Origin of the sequence: Acinetobacter sp. ABJ_C4_1, from assembly GCF_044538495.1 — a bacterium.
Taxonomy (GTDB): domain Bacteria; phylum Pseudomonadota; class Gammaproteobacteria; order Pseudomonadales; family Moraxellaceae; genus Acinetobacter; species Acinetobacter nosocomialis_A.
Genome location: NZ_JBIUCQ010000005.1, coordinates 94,673 through 113,292, shown reverse-complemented (window position 1 = coordinate 113,292; position 18,620 = coordinate 94,673). Strand labels below are relative to the sequence as shown.

The 18,620-nt window shown below is 39.9% G+C and carries 12 protein-coding genes; 3 read left to right on the top strand and 9 right to left on the bottom strand.

Annotated elements, in window-relative coordinates; translation table 11 throughout:
* The first annotated feature begins 130 nt into the window (after positions 1–130).
* Positions 131–1,270: a hypothetical protein gene (locus tag ACIF8R_RS08655; RefSeq protein WP_396480253.1), complete on the top strand. Its 1,140-nt coding sequence runs from the start codon at positions 131–133 to the stop codon at positions 1,268–1,270.
* A 122-nt stretch (positions 1,271–1,392) separates the two neighbouring features.
* Positions 1,393–2,295, top strand: a complete 903-nt coding sequence (locus ACIF8R_RS08650; protein WP_396480251.1) for a selenocysteine synthase — start codon at positions 1,393–1,395, stop codon at positions 2,293–2,295.
* 85 nt (positions 2,296–2,380) lie between these two features.
* On the opposite strand, the gene htpG is transcribed toward ACIF8R_RS08650, so the two are convergent.
* From htpG to ACIF8R_RS08625, 5 genes are all read right to left on the bottom strand, one after another.
* Complete coding sequence (gene htpG, locus ACIF8R_RS08645; RefSeq protein ID WP_396480249.1) at positions 2,381–4,300, bottom strand: molecular chaperone HtpG; 1,920 nt, start codon at positions 4,298–4,300, stop codon at positions 2,381–2,383.
* A 102-nt stretch (positions 4,301–4,402) separates the two neighbouring features.
* Positions 4,403–4,756: a lysozyme inhibitor LprI family protein gene (locus ACIF8R_RS08640; RefSeq protein ID WP_396480247.1), complete on the bottom strand. Its 354-nt coding sequence runs from the start codon at positions 4,754–4,756 to the stop codon at positions 4,403–4,405.
* A 183-nt stretch (positions 4,757–4,939) separates the two neighbouring features.
* On the bottom strand, positions 4,940–5,521 hold the full coding sequence (locus ACIF8R_RS08635) for an OmpW family outer membrane protein (RefSeq protein ID WP_263612774.1): 582 nt from the start codon (positions 5,519–5,521) through the stop codon (positions 4,940–4,942).
* Positions 5,522–5,848: 327 nt separating this feature from the next.
* Positions 5,849–7,273, bottom strand: a complete 1,425-nt coding sequence (locus ACIF8R_RS08630) for a Na+/H+ antiporter family protein (protein WP_396480245.1) — start codon at positions 7,271–7,273, stop codon at positions 5,849–5,851.
* A 104-nt stretch (positions 7,274–7,377) separates the two neighbouring features.
* Positions 7,378–8,256, bottom strand: a complete 879-nt coding sequence (locus tag ACIF8R_RS08625; protein ID WP_396480243.1) for an alpha/beta fold hydrolase — start codon at positions 8,254–8,256, stop codon at positions 7,378–7,380.
* A 117-nt stretch (positions 8,257–8,373) separates the two neighbouring features.
* On the opposite strand from ACIF8R_RS08625, the gene ACIF8R_RS08620 reads away from it, so the two are divergent.
* Positions 8,374–8,859: a DUF4442 domain-containing protein gene (locus ACIF8R_RS08620; protein ID WP_396480241.1), complete on the top strand. Its 486-nt coding sequence runs from the start codon at positions 8,374–8,376 to the stop codon at positions 8,857–8,859.
* A gap of 39 nt (positions 8,860–8,898) precedes the next feature.
* Here the strand turns inward: ACIF8R_RS08620 and ACIF8R_RS08615 are convergent, their stop codons facing one another.
* From ACIF8R_RS08615 to rpoB, 4 genes are all read right to left on the bottom strand, one after another.
* Positions 8,899–9,255, bottom strand: coding sequence for a DNA transfer protein p32 (locus ACIF8R_RS08615; protein WP_311087016.1), 357 nt, complete (start codon positions 9,253–9,255; stop codon positions 8,899–8,901).
* Between the two features lie 215 nt (positions 9,256–9,470).
* Positions 9,471–9,836, bottom strand: a complete 366-nt coding sequence (locus tag ACIF8R_RS08610) for a DNA transfer protein p32 (protein WP_162281026.1) — start codon at positions 9,834–9,836, stop codon at positions 9,471–9,473.
* Positions 9,837–10,017: 181 nt separating this feature from the next.
* Complete coding sequence (rpoC, locus tag ACIF8R_RS08605; RefSeq protein ID WP_311087017.1) at positions 10,018–14,211, bottom strand: DNA-directed RNA polymerase subunit beta'; 4,194 nt, start codon at positions 14,209–14,211, stop codon at positions 10,018–10,020.
* An 86-nt stretch (positions 14,212–14,297) separates the two neighbouring features.
* Complete coding sequence (gene rpoB, locus ACIF8R_RS08600; protein ID WP_263612767.1) at positions 14,298–18,386, bottom strand: DNA-directed RNA polymerase subunit beta; 4,089 nt, start codon at positions 18,384–18,386, stop codon at positions 14,298–14,300.
* Between the last annotated feature and the right edge of the window lie 234 nt (positions 18,387–18,620).

Sequence of the window (18,620 nt, the reverse complement as noted above, 5' to 3'; positions counted from 1 at the left end):
TAGCTTAAACTTTTTAAGTTATTTCAAATATGTAAGAAAAGTTAAATTTACTTAACTTTTGTGTCGTCCTCTTGATTTTATTAGAAAAATCAACAAAAGTGACAATAACAACAAAACATAAAAGATAGATATGAAAACATTTCACGTTATTACGTATCGGCAGCTTTTCGCACTTGTAACTTTAGGATTTGGCTCAGTATGCATGGCTCATGCAGAAGTAAACTCTTCTTCAACTCAGCAAGTCAAAGGTTCGTCATCTGGAGTACAAACCGAAGAAAATAAAGATGAAAATCTTTTAGATCAAATCCCAAGGTGGATTGATGCTACCCCAACGATTTTTCCGGAGCAGTCCAATCAACCTATTGTTCCACCCACCGAGCAAACCGAAGATCAGACTTGGTTTGACCGTAAGCAAAAGAAAATTCGAAATTGGGCTGATCATACATCTGAAAAAATTGATAACTGGTTTGGTGAAGTCGACCCTCAAAAACCAGCTACTGCAACCATCCGTGTAATGGTTGATAACTATTGGAATGAATACGATAACTTTGAAATCAAACCCAGAATACGCGGGAAGATTAAACTCCCTACGCTAGAGAAACGCTTAAGCGTGGTGTTTGGTGATGACTCTTTAGATAACGAATTTAATAATAGTCCAGCCAATATTAACCAAAACCCAAATCAAGATTCAAATAAGAAACTTGATACTAAACGAACACGAGATGACAACAGCTCAATCGCATTACGTTGGTCAAATTTCTCTAAAAAACTGCCATTTGAAACAGATGCCGACTTAGGTATCCGTTCTGGAGACGACGTGTATGTTCGCTTAAAAGCATCGAGAAATTGGCAACTCCGTAATGACTTTAAGTTTTATGCCGAAGAAATTTATCGCTATGGCATTCATAGTGAAAATTATTTACGTACTAACCTAGAGCTTACCCATGCTCGTCCAAATCAACCGATTTTATCGAACCAGTTCAGCTTAACGTATGCCGATGATCAAGATGATGATTTAACATGGGAAAACCGAGTTTTCCGCGAACATAGTTTCTTTGCAAATAACCGTTTTAATTATGGTATTTATACAGGTGGCTATTACAACGACAACGATTTACGCTTAAACAGTTGGGGTCCATTTGTATCATGGCGTCAGCCGCTCTTTCGTGAATGGTTCTTTGTACAAGGCGACGTCAATTACTTTAATGACCACCGTGAAGACCGTAACCATTTTGTCAGCACATTCTTACGTTTAGAAGCACTGTTCTAATTGCTAAGAACCACCTTGGAGGCTGTCTCCAAGGTGGTGAAAAATAAAATACTTTTAAATAAAAATTTAAGCTTTTTCCCTTACAATACTGAGCTAACTTTTGATTCCTGATTTTCAGAAAAATGAATCAATTCTCTTCTTCTTCATTCGAATATAAATCTAAAGCCTTACTTTGTATTTATAGTTTAGGTATGTTGGTTTTAATTCCTCATACGCAAATTTTCTCTACTTCTTTCAAACATCAACGCTCTACAAGACGATCTCTACATTCATCCACCCTATTCATAAAAAGTAACAGTCACTCTCTATCTTTTTCACCTTCACCCTGTGAAGCAGAAACAAATAATGATTCAGATGCCGCACTTATTCAGGACCTGATGGCGGTGTTTGGAAATGATACGTTATGGAGCCGTGCAACACAGCCCAAGCACCCTTATAAAACCTTAGGTAAGAAAAAGAAGAAAGCTTCAACACCTCATATTTCAGTTAGTAATCCACTTACCGCAAGCTGGGATACAATTTCAACATGGATGCCTTTCGAAAATAATCTTGATTTAGGCTCAAATTCAGACAGTGATGTTTACGTACAATTTCTTGCCAAGAAAAAATGGAATTTAAGACATAACATAAGCATAGATACCGAACAGGTATTTCGCTACGGTTCAACCAGCCGAAACTATACTGAAACAACGCTAAACTTAACGCAGAAAATGCAAGACAACACCCTGTTCGCTAACAAATTTAATGTGAATAAGAGCGAAAATGAAGAATACAACTGGGGCAATTGGACTTTTCAACAATTTGAGTTTGTAAAAGATAATAGTCTGACTTACGGTATTTATAGTGGTGGCGTATATACCAAAAATGACATGCGGGTAAATAGTTGGGGCCCCTATCTGTCATGGCGTCAGCCTATATGGCGAGATTGGATTTTTATGCAAAATGATCTTAATTTTTTTAATCATATTGATGATGATCCTAAGCATCAATTGAGTGTCCAAATGAATCTAGAAGCTAATTTTTAACCAAAAATCATTAAGTTGTGGATAACTCTTTCTTTATCCACAAAAAAGCCCCTGACAGTTCAGAGGCTTTTTTTATATCAAAAAATTATTTCAACAATAGGCTATTAATACGCTTCACATAAGCTGCTGGGTCTTCTGGTAAACCACCTTCTGCAATCACAGCCTGATCAAAAATCACGTTTGCCAAATCATCAAATTGTTCTGAACCTTCAAGTTTTTTCACTAAGGGATGCTCAGGGTTAATTTCTAAAATTGGCTTGATTTCAGGTACAGCTTGCCCCGCTTGTTTCAGCATACGAATAAGTTGTGGTGATAATTCACCTTCACTTGTTACTAAGCACGCTGGAGAGTCTACCAAACGGGTGGTTACACGTACTTCTTTAGTTTTAGCCTTCAACGAGTCACTTAATTTCTCAACCACAGGCTTAAATTGTTCAGCTGCTTGCTCTAGTGCCTTTTTCTCTTCTGCATCTTGCAAGTCACCTAAATCAACAGCGCCTTTAGATACATTCTTTAATGGCGTACCGTCAAACTCATGAACAAAGTTCATTGCCCACTCATCAACACGCTCTGCCATTAATAATACTTCAATGCCTTTTTTCTTAAACAACTCTAGCTGTGGAGAGTTTTTAGCAGCAGCTAAGCTGTCAGCAGTAACGTAATAAATGGCTTTTTGGCCTTCTTTCATGCGCGCTTTATAGTCTGCAAAAGAAGTTACCACTTCATCATTTGTTGAAGTTGCATAACGTAATAATTTTAAAATACGTTCGCGGTTACCAAAGTCTTCACCCAAGCCTTCTTTAAGCACTGAACCAAACTCAGTGTAGAACGTCTTGAATTTTTCTTGGTCTTTTTCATCTTCTGATTTAGCCAAGCCATCAAGCAAAGTGAGTACACGGCGTGCGTTACCTTCACGAATTGTCTTAACGTCACGGCTTTCTTGCAACAACTCACGGCTCACATTAAGCGGTAAATCGGCGCTGTCCACGACACCTTGTACAAAGCGTAAATAGTTTGGAATTAAATTATCCGCATCATCCATAATGAATACGCGTTTTACATACAGCTTAATTCCCGCTTTTGCTTCACGTGTAAAAATGTCATGAGGTGCTTTACTTGGAATATAAAGTAACTGGGTATATTCCGTACTACCTTCTACACGGTTATGCGCCCAAGCCAGTGGTGCTTCGAAGTCATGCGTTAAGTTTTTATAGAACTCAACATATTGCTCTTCAGTCACTTCACTTTTGTTACGTGTCCATAAAGCGCTTGCAGAGTTAATTGCTTCCCATTCGTCAGTTTTGACCATTTGGCCACCTTTAGGCTCCTCACCTTCAGCGACTTCCTCTTCCTGCCAAACTTCTTTTTGCATTTCAATTGGCAAGCTAATGTGGTCAGAGTATTTATTAACGATCTGCTTAACTTTATAAGACTCTAAATAATCGAGCGCCTCATCACGTAAGTGAAGAATAATGTCAGTACCACGTGAAGCTTTATCAATTTGCTGAACTTCAAACTCGCCTGTACCGCCACTGATCCAACGCACCCCTTCAGAAGCATCTAAACCTGCGCGGCGTGATTCCACCGTAATTTTATCGGCAACAATAAAACCTGAGTAAAAACCAACACCAAACTGACCAATCAACTGAGCATCTGCTTTCTGGTCACCCGTCAATTTTGACATGAAGTCTTTAGTACCAGATTTTGCAATGGTACCTAAGTTATCAATTGCTTCTTGTTGGCTTAAACCAATACCGTTATCAGAAATCGTTAAGGTTTTATCTTCTTTATTTAAGCTGATTCGTACATGTAAGTCCGGATCATTTTCATAATATTCAGGATGATTAATTCCTTCAAAACGCAACTTATCACATGCATCAGATGCATTCGAAATAAGCTCACGCAAGAAAATTTCAGGGTTCGAATAGAGAGAATGCGTCACTAAATGTAAAAGCTGTGCTACTTCTGCTTGGAAACTATAATTTTGTGATGCTTGTTCACTCATAAATCACTCCTTAAATTTTGAAGTTTGTTTGTTCTCGAATGCTTTATGAATGGAGTACTTCTAGAATTTTTCAATCCTGAATATTAAAAAATTTTTCTTTAATTAAAATGGACCGTGACTTAATACTCTATCTTGTAAGATAGAATCCAACTGTTGTTGTCTCTGTTGATAAGCTTTGGAAATACAACTTACATTAGCTGCGCAAGCATTTCTTTTTTTCAACCACTGCTGCTGCGTATCTTTTTGATTATCACGACCACCCATTGGCAAAGCATGTAAAACAATTTGATAAGTCGTTGCCATTTTGACATCTGCATCATTTAAAGAACGGTTTTTACAGATACTGACTTCCGTCTTGGTTTTTGCTGCATCACAAGAGAAACTAGCTGCCTGCGCACTATGAGTAAAAGCCATACCACTTAAAAGTGCTAAGCCTATGGCGAATTTTCTATTCATGACGTTATTCCTTTAAAGATATATAAAAAATAGTTTAAAAATAAAGGTTGAACGAATATGTAGAAAACTGTCTGTTTTATGCTTTTTTTAGTGAGAACAATAAAATAAAAAACCTCACATAAAATCTATGTGAGGTGCCTGAGTCTAGGTTTGTTATTATATTTTTTCTATTTATTATTATGCTTAAAATTTATAGCTATAACCTAAAGTGTAAACAAACGGGTTAATATCCAAGTCGAATTTAGCACCATTTGTTAAAGTAACTTCTGGGCTAATATCCGCATAGCGAACATCTACAAATACACCCCAATTTTTCGCATCAGCAGGTTGGAAATTAAAACCAACTTGCCCAGCTACACCAAAATCTTCTTTTACTTTGTCAGCAACACCTTGTTCATCCCAAGGAATAAATGCTGTCGCCCCGATACCAATATACGGTGTAAAACGAGTCGAGTTTTTAAAATGATATTTCGCGGTAATTGTCGGTGGTAATTGTTTAATACGCGCTACTTTCTGACCATCTAATAAAACATCATGATTAACTGGCGTTGCTAATAATAATTCTGCCGAAAAAGGAGATTCGCCAAAAAAGTATTCAACTGATGGTGTAAATGCATATTCATTATCAGCCTTTACTACACCTAAAGCAGTTGTTGTATCTTCTGATGGAGCAATAACACTACCACCAAATTTTACTTGCCAATTACCAGCAAAAGTAAATGAAGACATCCCCATTAATGCAATAACCAACGCTTTTTTGAACACTTTAATATCTCCAACCTTATTTATATTTATAATAAACATTTATTTTAAATTGATGCAACACCCATTATAAAATTATTTTTATATTTATTTTTAAATAACTGTTTTAAATAAAATTATATATTAACCAACCATTTTAATTGGTTTTCATCCCAACCTAATTAATCAGAATTATTTTATATAACCAACCTTTTTAATATACTTTAAATTCCGAGTATTTTAATATAATTTATTTTAAATGCATGTTTTATTTATAACATAAAAAAACCTCCTTAATGCTTATCTTTAGATAATTATTAAGGAGGTTTTAATTCAATATATTATAAAAACTTATAAAACCATGGCTGCAATCCAACCAAAAACGAGTAGAGGAATATTAAAGTGGATAAATGTTGGAATCACAGTATCCCAAATATGGTCATGCTGCCCATCTACTCCTAAGCCAGCTGTAGGTCCTAAAGTTGAATCGGAAGCTGGAGAACCTGCATCACCTAAAGCCGCTGCTGTTCCAATCAGTGCAATCGTTGCTAATGGCGAGAAACCAAACTGTACACATAAAGGCACATAAATAACTGCTAAAACAGGAACACTTGAGAAAGATGAACCAATACCAATCGTGACAAATAAACCAATACAAAGCATTAAGAAAGCTGCAAGCGCACGATTATCCCCAATGATTTCAACCACACCTTTTACCAGTTGATTGATATCCCCAGTATGCGTCATGACTGAAGCGAAACCCGCAGCGGAAATCATAATAAAACCGACTAGAGCCATCATTCGCATGCCTTGTACAAAGACATCATCTGCATCTTGCCACTTAAAAATGCCAGCTGTAGACAAAACTGCAAAGCCTACTAAACCACCCAAAATCATTGAGCCAGAATAAAGCTGTGCAACTAAAGTGAGGCCTATCGCCAGTAAAGCCATGAAAATTGTTTTCTTAGCAATTACAGGGCCTTGCTCTGCTTCATGTTTAAGTTCTTCTGCATCGGCTTTTAGATCTGCTGTTTCATCTTGCGCTGTTGCACGCAGAGGTTTATCTAAATCAATGGTGGTTACAGGGGTAATGGTACGATCAGCATAAATTCTTGGCCTACGGTAACTAATAAACACCGCAACCAAAGTACCTAAAACCATTCCTAGAACTGGAATTGCCATGCCAATTGGCATCATACCTCGTTCTACATGTAAGCCATAAGCAGCACCAATTTTGTTGATATTTCCCATTAAGATTTGTTCAAGGAAAATCGCACCAAAGCCGACAGGTAGAAAAATATAGGTACCCACTAAACCTAAAGTCAAAACACAAGCTGCTGCGCGGCGATCTAGTTTTAAATGGTTCATGACTCGTAATAACGGCGGTACAAGTACAGGAATAAATGCAATATGAACAGGTATCAGGTTTTGAGAGAAAATGGCAGCAATCAGTAAAATACCTAAGAGTAAATATTTTACTTTGGTTTCACGGCTTTTCCCCGCTTCCATCCCCAAGAGACCAATAAGCTTATGAGCAAGCAGATCGGGTAAACCCGATTTAGAAAGGGCAAGTGCAAATGCGCCTAATACGGCATAAGCAAGTGCAACTTCGGCACCATCACCTAGACCTGCATTAAAAGCTTCAACCGTTTGAGAAAGGCTTAAACCCGCGACAAGACCACCAACAATGGCAGAGACCACTAATGTCAATACGACAGAAACGCGTGCTAGTGAGAGTAAAAACATCACAGCAATCGCCACAACAACAGCATTCATGAACAAATTCAGAACAAAACAAAAGGCGATATTCTATCAGATTCGCATCTACGAAGCCGAAAATATCGCCAAATTATCAGTTTTGTAAATTAAACAGGCACTTATTAACTTTGTGATTCGATGAACTGACGAATATGTCCTGCCACTTTTTCAGCCTGACTCAGAATCGCCCAATGGTTTGCTTCAAGCTCAACATACTCAAAGTTTTCAACCCATTTTGGCATTGCTTCCGTAATATATTCAGGACTCACAAAAGTATCGTATTTTAAAATTATTGCTTTGACTGGACATTGTGCATAACGCTGGCGAGGAGCTGTTAAGCGAGGAATAAAATTCGCACGGTATAAATTAATCCCATATTTACCGTCAGCAGAAATATTACTATTTAACGGTAAATTATCTTTTCGCTCTAAGTCTTTTAATATTTTGCCCCATTTTTCTGGACTAAAAAGAGACCATACTGTTGGAGCAATTAATGGTAAATGGAACGCACCGATATACCATGATTTCGTTAATATTTTTAAGATCTTTGCAGGATCTGTTTTAAACTTATCTCTTAAGAACAGTGCAGCATGATCTAAACAAGGACCAGAGATGGTCGTGTACGATAACAAGCGACCTTTAAATTTAGGTTCAGTTGCAGACTCCCAAGACTGAATTGAACCCCAATCATGTGCGGCCATATGGAACTGTCGGTTTGGGAGTACTTCATCGACGACTTCTTGTAAATCTAAAGATAAACGCTCTAAACGATAATCTCGTATTCGTTTAGGAATAGATGACAAGCCCGCTCCACGGACATCATAAGTAACAATATAAAAATCATTGATTAAATGCTCAATGACCGATTCCCATACTTCCTGATTATCAGGATAACCATGTACTAAAACTAATGGAGTATTTTTCTCATCGCCCCAAGCCTTGGCACAAAGCGTTTGTTGGTCACTTGTTGTTACTGTATAAATCTTTGGCTGCATAATCATTTCCTATTTTGTTTTTCAATCGATCATGTCGTTAATCGGATAAAGCATTGCCATCAATATAAAAAAGATGATACTTATCTAGTATGACCAGTGTTGCAATAAAAAAAATTGACTATTATGGCTATTTTAAAAAAACTTCAGAACATTCCTTCAATTTCTAAATTCTTATTTAACCACTACCCACCTTATCGTGGGGCAGGGATTTATATTGAAGTCATGAACTTAGAACTTTGTCATGTTCGGGTAAAAATGCCACTGACCTGGAAAAACCAAAATCTGGTAGGTACTCATTTTGGTGGAAGTCTTTATTCGATGGTTGATCCATTTTATATGCTGATTCTTATACATCACTTAGGGTCAAAATACATTGTCTGGGATAAAGCGGCTGAAATTAATTTTTTATCGCCTGGCCGAAGTACTGTTTATGCCGACATCCGAGTTGATTTAGCAGAAATTGAACAGATTCGAGAACTCGCCGAGAACTATACTCCGGTACTCAGAACATATCATTTAAATATTTTTGATGAATCGGGCGTGAGAATTGCTGAAGTACAAAAGACTCTCTACATTCGCCGTAAAAAAGCAAAAGCTTTTCAACAATAAAATAAGCGCTCTAAGGCGCTTATTTTATTTCAGTAAACTTTATTTCTTTTCTTCAATCGCAGCGCCAGCACCACCACCAATTGCGCCACCAATTGCAGCACCAGAGTCACCACCCAATATTGCTTTACCTACCACAGAACCGATACCAGCTCCGATCGCACTCTTGGTCGTGGTTTGCTTACTGCCGCCTTGGCTATTTGAACCTACACCAGCACCTGCTGCTGCACCGACACCCGCACCTATACCACCACCTACATGGTTACCAACTCCACCACCAACAGCACCGCCTAATGCAGCTGCGCCAATACGCTGGTCAGATGGACTCATATTCTGACAACCAGTGAACATAAATGCAGATAACATTAAAGTAGAAATTAAACCAATTGTTTTTTTCATGACCGTACTCACTCCTTTGTGCTTTTATCAAAGCATAATCTTCTTTTATGAGTAATTTGATCAGTTTGTGTTATCGCACTGTGGCAATCGATTGATATTTTGTAAAAGCCTTCTATGTAAAGTTAATTATTTAAATTTCAATCTACTAAGGAGACAAAAAAGAAGCTCTTATTTAATGAAGAGCTTCTTTTTTTTAAATATCTTAAAGGGTAATTTTAGTATTTCCCTTTTTTCTCTTCATAAGCCGCGCCTGCACTACCACCAAGCGCCCCTCCTGCAGCAGCGCCTGAATCACCACCAATGATTGCACCACCTAATACAGCACCCACACCGGCACCAATCGCACTATTACGTACAGTTTTACTACTAGACCCTTTTGCATTGGCTGCCACACCTGCGCCAAGCGCCGCGCCTAAGCCTGCACCAATATTACCGCCCACATGTTTACCTACAGCACCACCTGCACCACCGCCAATAGCGGCTGAACCAATACGTTTGCTTTCTGGACTTGCATTTTGGCAACCGACAAATAGAGTGGTTGACATCAAACCCACACCTGCAATCATCATCATTTTTTTCATTCGATTTACTCCAGTCTTCATAAGCAGGTAGCCTAATGGGTTTTTGTGGAGTCTTTATCCCGCTTAAGTAATAAAATAATGGCTCTTTAATGTGTTTATGTAATTACAACTTTTAATTGTTAAAAATGAATATAAATAAAAAAGGCACCCTGAGGTGCCTTTTTTTATTGCCAGTCTAAACTTAGAATTGCTCTGAGTTTAATGCTTGGCTGAATGCTTGGTCTACTTCGCTGAAGTCATTATGAAGTTCATGTTCTGCAGCTTCTGCTTCTTGACGACGACGCTCTAAGTGGTATGCAAGACCAGTACCAGCTGGAATCAAGCGACCCACAACAACGTTTTCTTTCAAGCCACGTAAATCATCTTCTTTACCTGTTACAGCAGCTTCAGTTAACACACGAGTTGTTTCCTGGAACGATGCAGCAGAGATGAACGAGTCAGTAGAAAGCGATGCTTTCGTAATACCCATCAATTGACGTTCAAACTTCGCAGGGAACTTGTTCTGAGCCAAGACAGCTTGGTTCTCTTGAACAACACGGATGTAATCCACTTGTTCGCCTTTAATGAAGCTTGTATCACCACCATCGATGATATCAACTTTACGCAACATTTGACGTACGATAACTTCAATGTGCTTGTCGTTGATTTTTACACCTTGGAGACGGTAAACGTCTTGAACTTCGTTCACGATGTAGTTAGTTAAAGCAACTTCACCTTTCAAGCGTAAGATGTCATGTGGGTTTTGTGGACCATCAGAAATGGTTTCACCACGGTTCACATGCTCACCTTCAAACACGTTGATTTGACGCCATTTTGGAATCAACTCTTCGTAAATTTCAGAACCGTCATCTGGAGTAATTACTAAACGGTTCTTACCTTTAGTCTCTTTACCAAAGCTTACGATACCAGACACTTCTGCCAAGATCGCATGTTCTTTCGGCTTACGTGCTTCGAACAAGTCAGCAACACGTGGAAGACCACCGGTAATATCACGAGTACGTGAAGATTCTTGTGGTACACGACCAATAACGTCACCCACACCAATTGTTTCGCCATCACGAACGGTAACAATCGTGTTTTGTGGTAAGAAGTAGAACTGTTCACCACCATCAGCCGTATCCAATACGATTGCTGGACGTAAATCTTTACCAGAAGCAGGACGTGCTGTTACAGGCAAGATTTCAACAGTTGTCATACCAGTTGCATCATCAGTTTTCGATGTTGCAGTTACACCATCAGCGATTTGGCTGAAACGTGCTTTACCAGCAACTTCTGTTACTAATGGATGTGTATGCGGATCCCAAGTTGCAACGATACCACCTGCCTCAACGACTTCACCATCTTTCAACAAGATGCTTGCACCGTAAGGAAGTTTATAACGCTCACGCTCACGGCCTAACTCATCGGCAATACCAATTTCACCTGAACGTGAAACTGAAACCAAGTGACCTTTCGCGTGTTGTACAGTTTTCACGTTGTGGAAACGTACAGTACCTTTGTTACGTACTTGAACACTGTTTGCAGCAGAAGTTCGGCTCGCAGCACCACCTACGTGGAACGTACGCATCGTTAACTGTGTACCTGGCTCACCAATTGATTGTGCAGCCATTACACCTACTGATTCACCTGGGTTCACCAAGTGACCACGTGCAAGGTCACGACCATAACAACGAGCACATACACCGAATGTAGATTCACACGCAATTACTGAACGTACTTTAACTTCATCGACACCAGCTTCTTCAAGCTGAGCTGCGATTTTCTCGTCAATTAACGTACCACGAGGTAATACAACTTCATCATCAGATGCACGACGTACATCTTCAGCAGTTACACGACCTAATACGCGGTCACGTAATGGCTCAATGACATCACCACCTTGAATGAATGGAGTCATTACCAAACCACCCGCTGTACCACAGTCAGGCTCGGTAATTACTAAATCTTGCGCTACATCTACAAGACGACGAGTCAAGTAACCAGAGTTCGCAGTTTTTAATGCTGTATCGGCCAAACCTTTACGCGCACCGTGTGTAGAAATAAAGTACTGAAGTACTGTCAAACCTTCACGGAAGTTCGCTTTAATCGGTGTCTCAATAATCGAGCCATCCGGTTTTGCCATCAAACCACGCATACCAGCAAGCTGACGAATCTGTGCCGCACTACCACGGGCACCAGAGTCAGACATCATATAGATGCTGTTGAATGATTTTTGCTTCTCGTCTTCACCTTGTTTGTTTTTAACAACAGTGTAAGACAAGTTATCCATCATCGCTTTCGCAACTTGGTCGTTTGTACGCGCCCAGATATCGACAACTTTGTTATAACGTTCACCAGCAGTTACGAAACCTTGTTCGAACTGTTGTTCGATTTCACGAACTTCTGTTTCCGCTTTATCAATAATTGTATGTTTCGTAGGTGGAATTAACATGTCTTCCATACCTACAGATACACCTGAACGAGTCGCTTGACGGAAGCCCAAGTACATTAACTGGTCAGCGAAGATAACAGTATCTTTCAAACCAAGTTTACGGTAGCAAGAGTTGATTAACTTAGAGATGTTCTTTTTAGTCATCTCAAGGTTGATCATGTCAAAACTTAAACCTTGTGGAACAACTTCCCAAAGTAAGCAACGACCTGGTGTTGTATCAACAATAATAGTTTGGTGTTCACGTTCACCATTTTCATTGATAACAGTTTGATGCACACGCACTTTAACACGCGCATGAATCGCAACTTGACCAGTTGCAAGTGCACGGTTTACTTCGTGAGTATCCGCAAACACCATGCCTTCACCTTTCGCATTTACTGCATCACGAGTGATGTAGTAAAGACCCAAGACAACGTCTTGAGAAGGAACGATGATTGGCTCACCGTTTGCTGGTGACAAGATGTTGTTCGTTGACATCATCAATGCACGAGCTTCTAACTGTGCTTCAAGTGTCAATGGAACGTGTACCGCCATTTGGTCACCGTCGAAGTCGGCGTTGAACGCAGCACAAACGAGTGGGTGAAGACGGATTGCCTTACCTTCAATAAGAATAGGTTCAAATGCTTGAAGACCTAAACGGTGAAGTGTTGGCGCACGGTTCAACATCACTGGATGTTGACGAATTACAGATGCAAGAACGTCCCAAACTTCCGGAGTCTCGCGCTCAACCATTTTCTTCGCAGCTTTAATGGTTGTTGCCTGACCTGAAGCTTGTAGTTTCGCGAAAATAAATGGTTTGAATAATTCAAGCGCCATTTTCTTCGGAAGACCACATTGGTGAAGACGTAAAGTAGGACCTACAGTAATTACCGAACGACCAGAGTAGTCAACACGCTTACCTAACAAGTTCTGACGGAAACGACCTTGTTTACCTTTGATCATGTCTGCCAAAGATTTTAATGGACGTTTGTTAGAACCAGTGATTGCGCGACCACGACGACCGTTATCAAGCAATGCATCTACAGACTCTTGTAACATACGTTTTTCGTTACGTACGATAATGTCTGGCGCTGCAAGGTCAAGAAGACGCTTCAAACGGTTGTTACGGTTAATCACACGACGATATAAATCGTTCAAGTCAGAAGTCGCGAAACGACCACCTTCAAGTGGAACTAATGGACGTAAATCTGGTGGAAGCACCGGAAGTACATTCATTACCATCCATTCTGGCTTGTTGTTCGAGTCTTTGAATGCTTCCATCAATTTCAAGCGTTTAGATGCTTTTTTCAACTTCGTTTCAGAAGTTGTTTGAGGAATTTCTTCACGTAAACGAGCAATTTCAGCTTCAAGGTCAATGTCTTTCAACAAGTCTTGAACTGCTTCCGCACCCATTTTCGCAACGAACTCGTCACCGTGCTCTTCTAAAGCTGTAAAGTATTCTTCATCGTTAAGAAGTTGATACTTTTCAAATGGTGTCATACCAGGATCAGTAACAACGTATGATTCGAAATACAATACACGTTCGATATCACGAAGTGTCATATCAAGTAATAAACCGATACGGCTAGGTAACGATTTTAAGAACCAGATATGCGCAACTGGAGAAGCAAGTTCAATGTGACCCATACGTTCACGACGAACTTTCGCTGTAGTTACTTCAACGCCACACTTTTCACAAATGACGCCTTTGTATTTCATACGCTTGTATTTACCACACAAGCATTCGTAATCTTTTACTGGACCAAAGATTTTGGCACAGAATAAACCGTCACGTTCTGGCTTGAACGTACGATAGTTGATTGTCTCAGGCTTTTTAACTTCACCATGAGACCATGACTTAATCATTTCTGGTGACGCAAGACCAATACGGATACGGTCGAACTCAACTGGCGCATGACCATCTGAATCCGTTTTCTTACGCATGATATCGAGCAAGTCTTTCAATTTTTTTCTCCGTGTGTCGGGAAGCCTCGCTTACCCGACTGGGTCACAAATATTGTTTTTTCCTAAAAAATCGTGAGTCTTACGACTTAGTCACCATTTTTCAGTTCAATGTTGATACCTAAAGAACGGATCTCTTTGGTCAATACGTTGAACGATTCAGGCATACCCGGATCCATATAATGGTTACCATCTACAATATTCTTATAGATGCGAGTACGTCCTTCAACGTCATCCGACTTCACTGTGAGCATTTCTTGAAGTGTATATGCTGCACCGTATGCTTCAAGTGCCCATACTTCCATCTCACCGAAACGCTGACCACCGAATTGTGCTTTACCACCAAGCGGCTGTTGTGTAACTAATGAGTAAGAACCAGTTGAACGTGCGTGCATCTTGTCATCAACCAAGTGGTTCAACTTCAACATGTACATGTAACCAACAGTTACTGGACGGTCAAACTGTTCACCTGTACGTCCGTCAAACAATACTGTTTGACCTGTACGTGAAATGTCAGCCAATTCAAGTAAATCTTTAATTTGACTTTCTTCAGCACCATCAAATACAGGAGTAGCTAAAGGAACACCAGCACGTAAGTTGCCTGAAAGTGCTAGGATTTCATCATCAGTCAAGCTATCAAGATCTTCTTGCTCGCCACCGACTTTGTTATAAATCTTGTCTAAGAATTCGCGTAGCTCTAAAACTGTACGCTGTTCTTTCAACATTTTTTCGATTTTGTCACCAAGCCCTTTAGCCGCCATACCCAAGTGAGTCTCAAGAATCTGACCCACGTTCATACGAGATGGTACGCCCAACGGGTTCAATACGATATCTACCGGTACACCGTTCGCATCGTGTGGCATGTCTTCAACAGGTAAGATGTTAGATACAACACCCTTGTTACCGTGACGACCAGCCATCTTATCACCAGGCTGAATACGACGTTTAACAGCTAAGTAAACCTTAACAACTTTCAATACGCCAGTTGTTAACTCATCACCTGTTGCAAGCTTACGTTTCTTCTCAGCGAATTTCTCATCGATTTCTGCGCTCTTCTCTTTCAAGAACACTTGAATTTGAGTTAAACGCTCAGCGATTGCTTCATCTGTCGGTTGAATTTCAAGTAAATCAACAAGCTCTAAACCAGACAATAAATCTTCAGAAAGTTTATCACCACGTTTAGTTGAACCACCGCCATTAGACTCTTGACCTTTAAGTAAACGAATTACACGCTCACGAGCCGCTTCTTCGAAGATTTTATATTCTTCTTTCAAGTCTTTACGGTAAGAATCAAGCTGTGCTTTTTCAATCGCTAATGCACGGTCATCTTTCTCTAAGCCATCACGAGTGAAGACTTGAACGTCGATAACAGTACCTTTAGTACCAGATGGAACACGTAAAGATGAATCTTTAACGTCAGCAGCTTTTTCACCAAAGATTGCGCGAAGCAATTTTTCTTCAGGAGTTAACTGAGTTTCGCCTTTAGGCGTTACTTTACCAACTAAGATGTCACCAGCAGTAACTTCAGCACCGATATAAACGATACCTGATTCATCAAGTTTAGAAAGCGCAGCTTCACCTACGTTAGGAATATCGGCAGTAATTTCTTCTGCACCTAACTTAGTATCACGTGCTACACATGACAATTCTTGAATATGAATAGAAGTTAAACGGTCTTCTTGAAGAACACGCTCAGATAATAAGATCGAGTCTTCGTAGTTGTAACCATTCCATGTCATGAACGCTACACGCATGTTTTGACCAAGCGCAAGTTCACCCATGTCTGTTGATGGACCGTCTGCCAAGATGTCACCACGAGCAACTTTGTCACCCAAATTCACGATAACATTTTGGTTAATACAAGTATTTTGGTTCGAACGTGTATATTTGATGAGGTTATAGATATCTACACCTGCCTCACCTGCAACCATTTCATCTTCGTTTACACGAATAACGATACGAGAAGCATCTACATATTCAATTGCACCACCACGGTTTGCGATTACACACACACCTGAGTCACGTGCTACGTTCGCTTCCATACCTGTACCGACAAGTGGCTTGTCAGCACGTAAAGTAGGAACAGCCTGACGTTGCATGTTCGAACCCATCAATGCACGGTTCGCGTCATCGTGTTCAAGGAATGGAATAAGTGATGCAGCAACAGATACAACCTGTTGTGCAGAAACGTCCATATGCGTCACTTTTTCAGGTGGCATACGTACGAATTCACCTTGATGACGAACAGAAACGAATTCTTCTGTTAAGTTGCCATCTTTATCTACAGCAGAGTCGGCCTGTGCAATAACAGTACCTACTTCTTCAATAGCAGATAAATATTCAACTGCATCAGTTACACGACCATCTACTACTCTACGGTATGGTGTTTCCAAGAAACCGAAGTCATTCGCTTTTGCATATACAGAAAGCGAGTTGATCAAACCAATGTTTGGACCTTCAGGAGTTTCAATTGGACAAACACGGCCATAGTGAGTTTGATGTACGTCACGTACTTCGAAGCCTGCACGCTCACGTGTTAAACCACCAGGACCAAGCGCAGATACACGACGCTTATGTGTAATCTCAGATAATGGGTTGTTTTGGTCCATGAACTGAGATAACTGGCTTGAACCAAAGAATTCTTTGATTGCAGCAGCAACTGGTTTAGCGTTAATCAAGTCTTGTGGAGACAAGTTATCTGTTTCTGCTTGGCTTAAACGTTCTTTAACAGCACGCTCAACACGAACCAAACCAACACGGAATTGGTTTTCTGTCATTTCACCAACAGAACGTACACGACGGTTACCCAAGTGGTCGATATCGTCCACTTCACCTTTACCATTACGGATTTCAACCAATGTACGTAATACATCGATAATATCTTCGTGCGATAAAATACCTTCAACTTCACGTGACTTCTGGTCAGTACCAACTTCGTAAGGACGACCTAAACGACGGTTGAACTTCATACGACCTACTGGAGATAAGTCATAACGCTCAGAAGAGAAGAACAAGTTGTTGAATAAGTTTTCAGCAGCTTCTTTTGTTGGCGGCTCGCCCGGACGCATTACTTTGTAGATTTCTACTAATGCTTCTTCACGTCCCGCTGTTGTGTCTGCACGTAATGTATCAGCAACAAAAGAACCACGGTCGATGTCGTTCGTGAACAGGATGTTAAATTGCTTAACACCGCCTTCTGCCAACTTCACCATTACTTCATGGCTTAACAACGTATTCGCAGCAATCACTTCACCATCACGTAAAGTAATGTCTTCAGCAGTAATACGCTCATATAAGTATTCGTCAGGAACTGAAAGTTTAGTTAAACCTGCAGCTTCCATTTGACGTACGTGACGCGCATTAATACGTTTACCTTGCTCAACAATGACTTTACCTTCATTGTCAGCAATATCAAATTGAGCCATTTCACCACGTAAGCGTTCAGGAACAAGGTCAATTTGATAACTGCCCATGTCAAGATACACAGGTACTTTTTCGTAGAACAAATTCAAGATTTGTTCATTGTTATAACCTAGTGCACGTAACACAACAGTAGCAAGTAATTTACGACGACGGTCAATACGTACGTAAACAAGGTCTTTTGCATCAAATTCAAAGTCTAACCATGAACCACGGTAAGGAATGATACGTGCTGAATACAACACTTTACCACTTGAGTGAGTCTTACCTTTGTCATGGTCAAAGAACACGCCTGGTGAACGGTGTAATTGAGATACGATTACACGCTCAGTACCATTGATAACAAAGGTACCATTTTCAGTCATCAGTGGGATTTCACCCATATAGACTTCTTGTTCACGTACGTCTTTAATTGATTTAGTTTCGCGATCTTTAATAATCAAACGAATTTTAACGCGCATTGGTGCCGCATAAGTCGAACCACGAAGAATACATTCGCGTACATCGAACTCAGGTTTACCAAGGCTATACTCAACAAATTCTAAAGCAGCATTGCCAGAATAACTTTCGATAGGAAAAACTGAACGAAATGCGGCTTGGAGACCGATATCTTCGCGGTTTTTTGGAGTTTTGCCATCTTGCAAGAATGTTCTGTACGAATCGACCTGGATCGATAATAAGTACGGTGCATCCATTACTTGGGGCAATTTACCAAAATTCTTACGGATCCGTTTCTTTTCGGTATATGAGTATGCCATCTGGAGTCCTCGGAAAGTAAACTAAGCCCGCCTGCAGAACGGGCTCAGAAGGAATTACGCAGGCCGATATGGCCACCACTGTTTACAAATGCTGCAATTTTTAGTGGTATAAAAACGCTTAACAATATTTTTAAAAATGAAAAATATTGGTAAACATTTGAAATTTCTTGTTTTATTTAGATTTTTCTAAAAATCAAACAAAACTAACAAAAATCGAGCCGATTATTGTAACGC

What these genes read in the sequence shown, in the direction of transcription:
- ACIF8R_RS08655 (WP_396480253.1), top strand. Translation starts at nt 131, where the DNA reads ATGAAAACATTTCACGTTATTACGTATCGGCAGCTTTTCGCACTTGTA.
- ACIF8R_RS08650 (WP_396480251.1), top strand. Translation starts at nt 1,393, where the DNA reads ATGAATCAATTCTCTTCTTCTTCATTCGAATATAAATCTAAAGCCTTA.
- htpG (WP_396480249.1), bottom strand. Translation starts at nt 4,300, where the DNA reads ATGAGTGAACAAGCATCACAAAATTATAGTTTCCAAGCAGAAGTAGCA.
- ACIF8R_RS08640 (WP_396480247.1), bottom strand. Translation starts at nt 4,756, where the DNA reads ATGAATAGAAAATTCGCCATAGGCTTAGCACTTTTAAGTGGTATGGCT.
- ACIF8R_RS08630 (WP_396480245.1), bottom strand. Translation starts at nt 7,273, where the DNA reads ATGAATGCTGTTGTTGTGGCGATTGCTGTGATGTTTTTACTCTCACTA.
- ACIF8R_RS08625 (WP_396480243.1), bottom strand. Translation starts at nt 8,256, where the DNA reads ATGATTATGCAGCCAAAGATTTATACAGTAACAACAAGTGACCAACAA.
- ACIF8R_RS08620 (WP_396480241.1), top strand. Translation starts at nt 8,374, where the DNA reads ATGGCTATTTTAAAAAAACTTCAGAACATTCCTTCAATTTCTAAATTC.
- ACIF8R_RS08615 (WP_311087016.1), bottom strand. Translation starts at nt 9,255, where the DNA reads ATGAAAAAAACAATTGGTTTAATTTCTACTTTAATGTTATCTGCATTT.
- ACIF8R_RS08610 (WP_162281026.1), bottom strand. Translation starts at nt 9,836, where the DNA reads ATGAAAAAAATGATGATGATTGCAGGTGTGGGTTTGATGTCAACCACT.
- rpoB (WP_263612767.1), bottom strand. Translation starts at nt 18,386, where the DNA reads ATGGCATACTCATATACCGAAAAGAAACGGATCCGTAAGAATTTTGGT.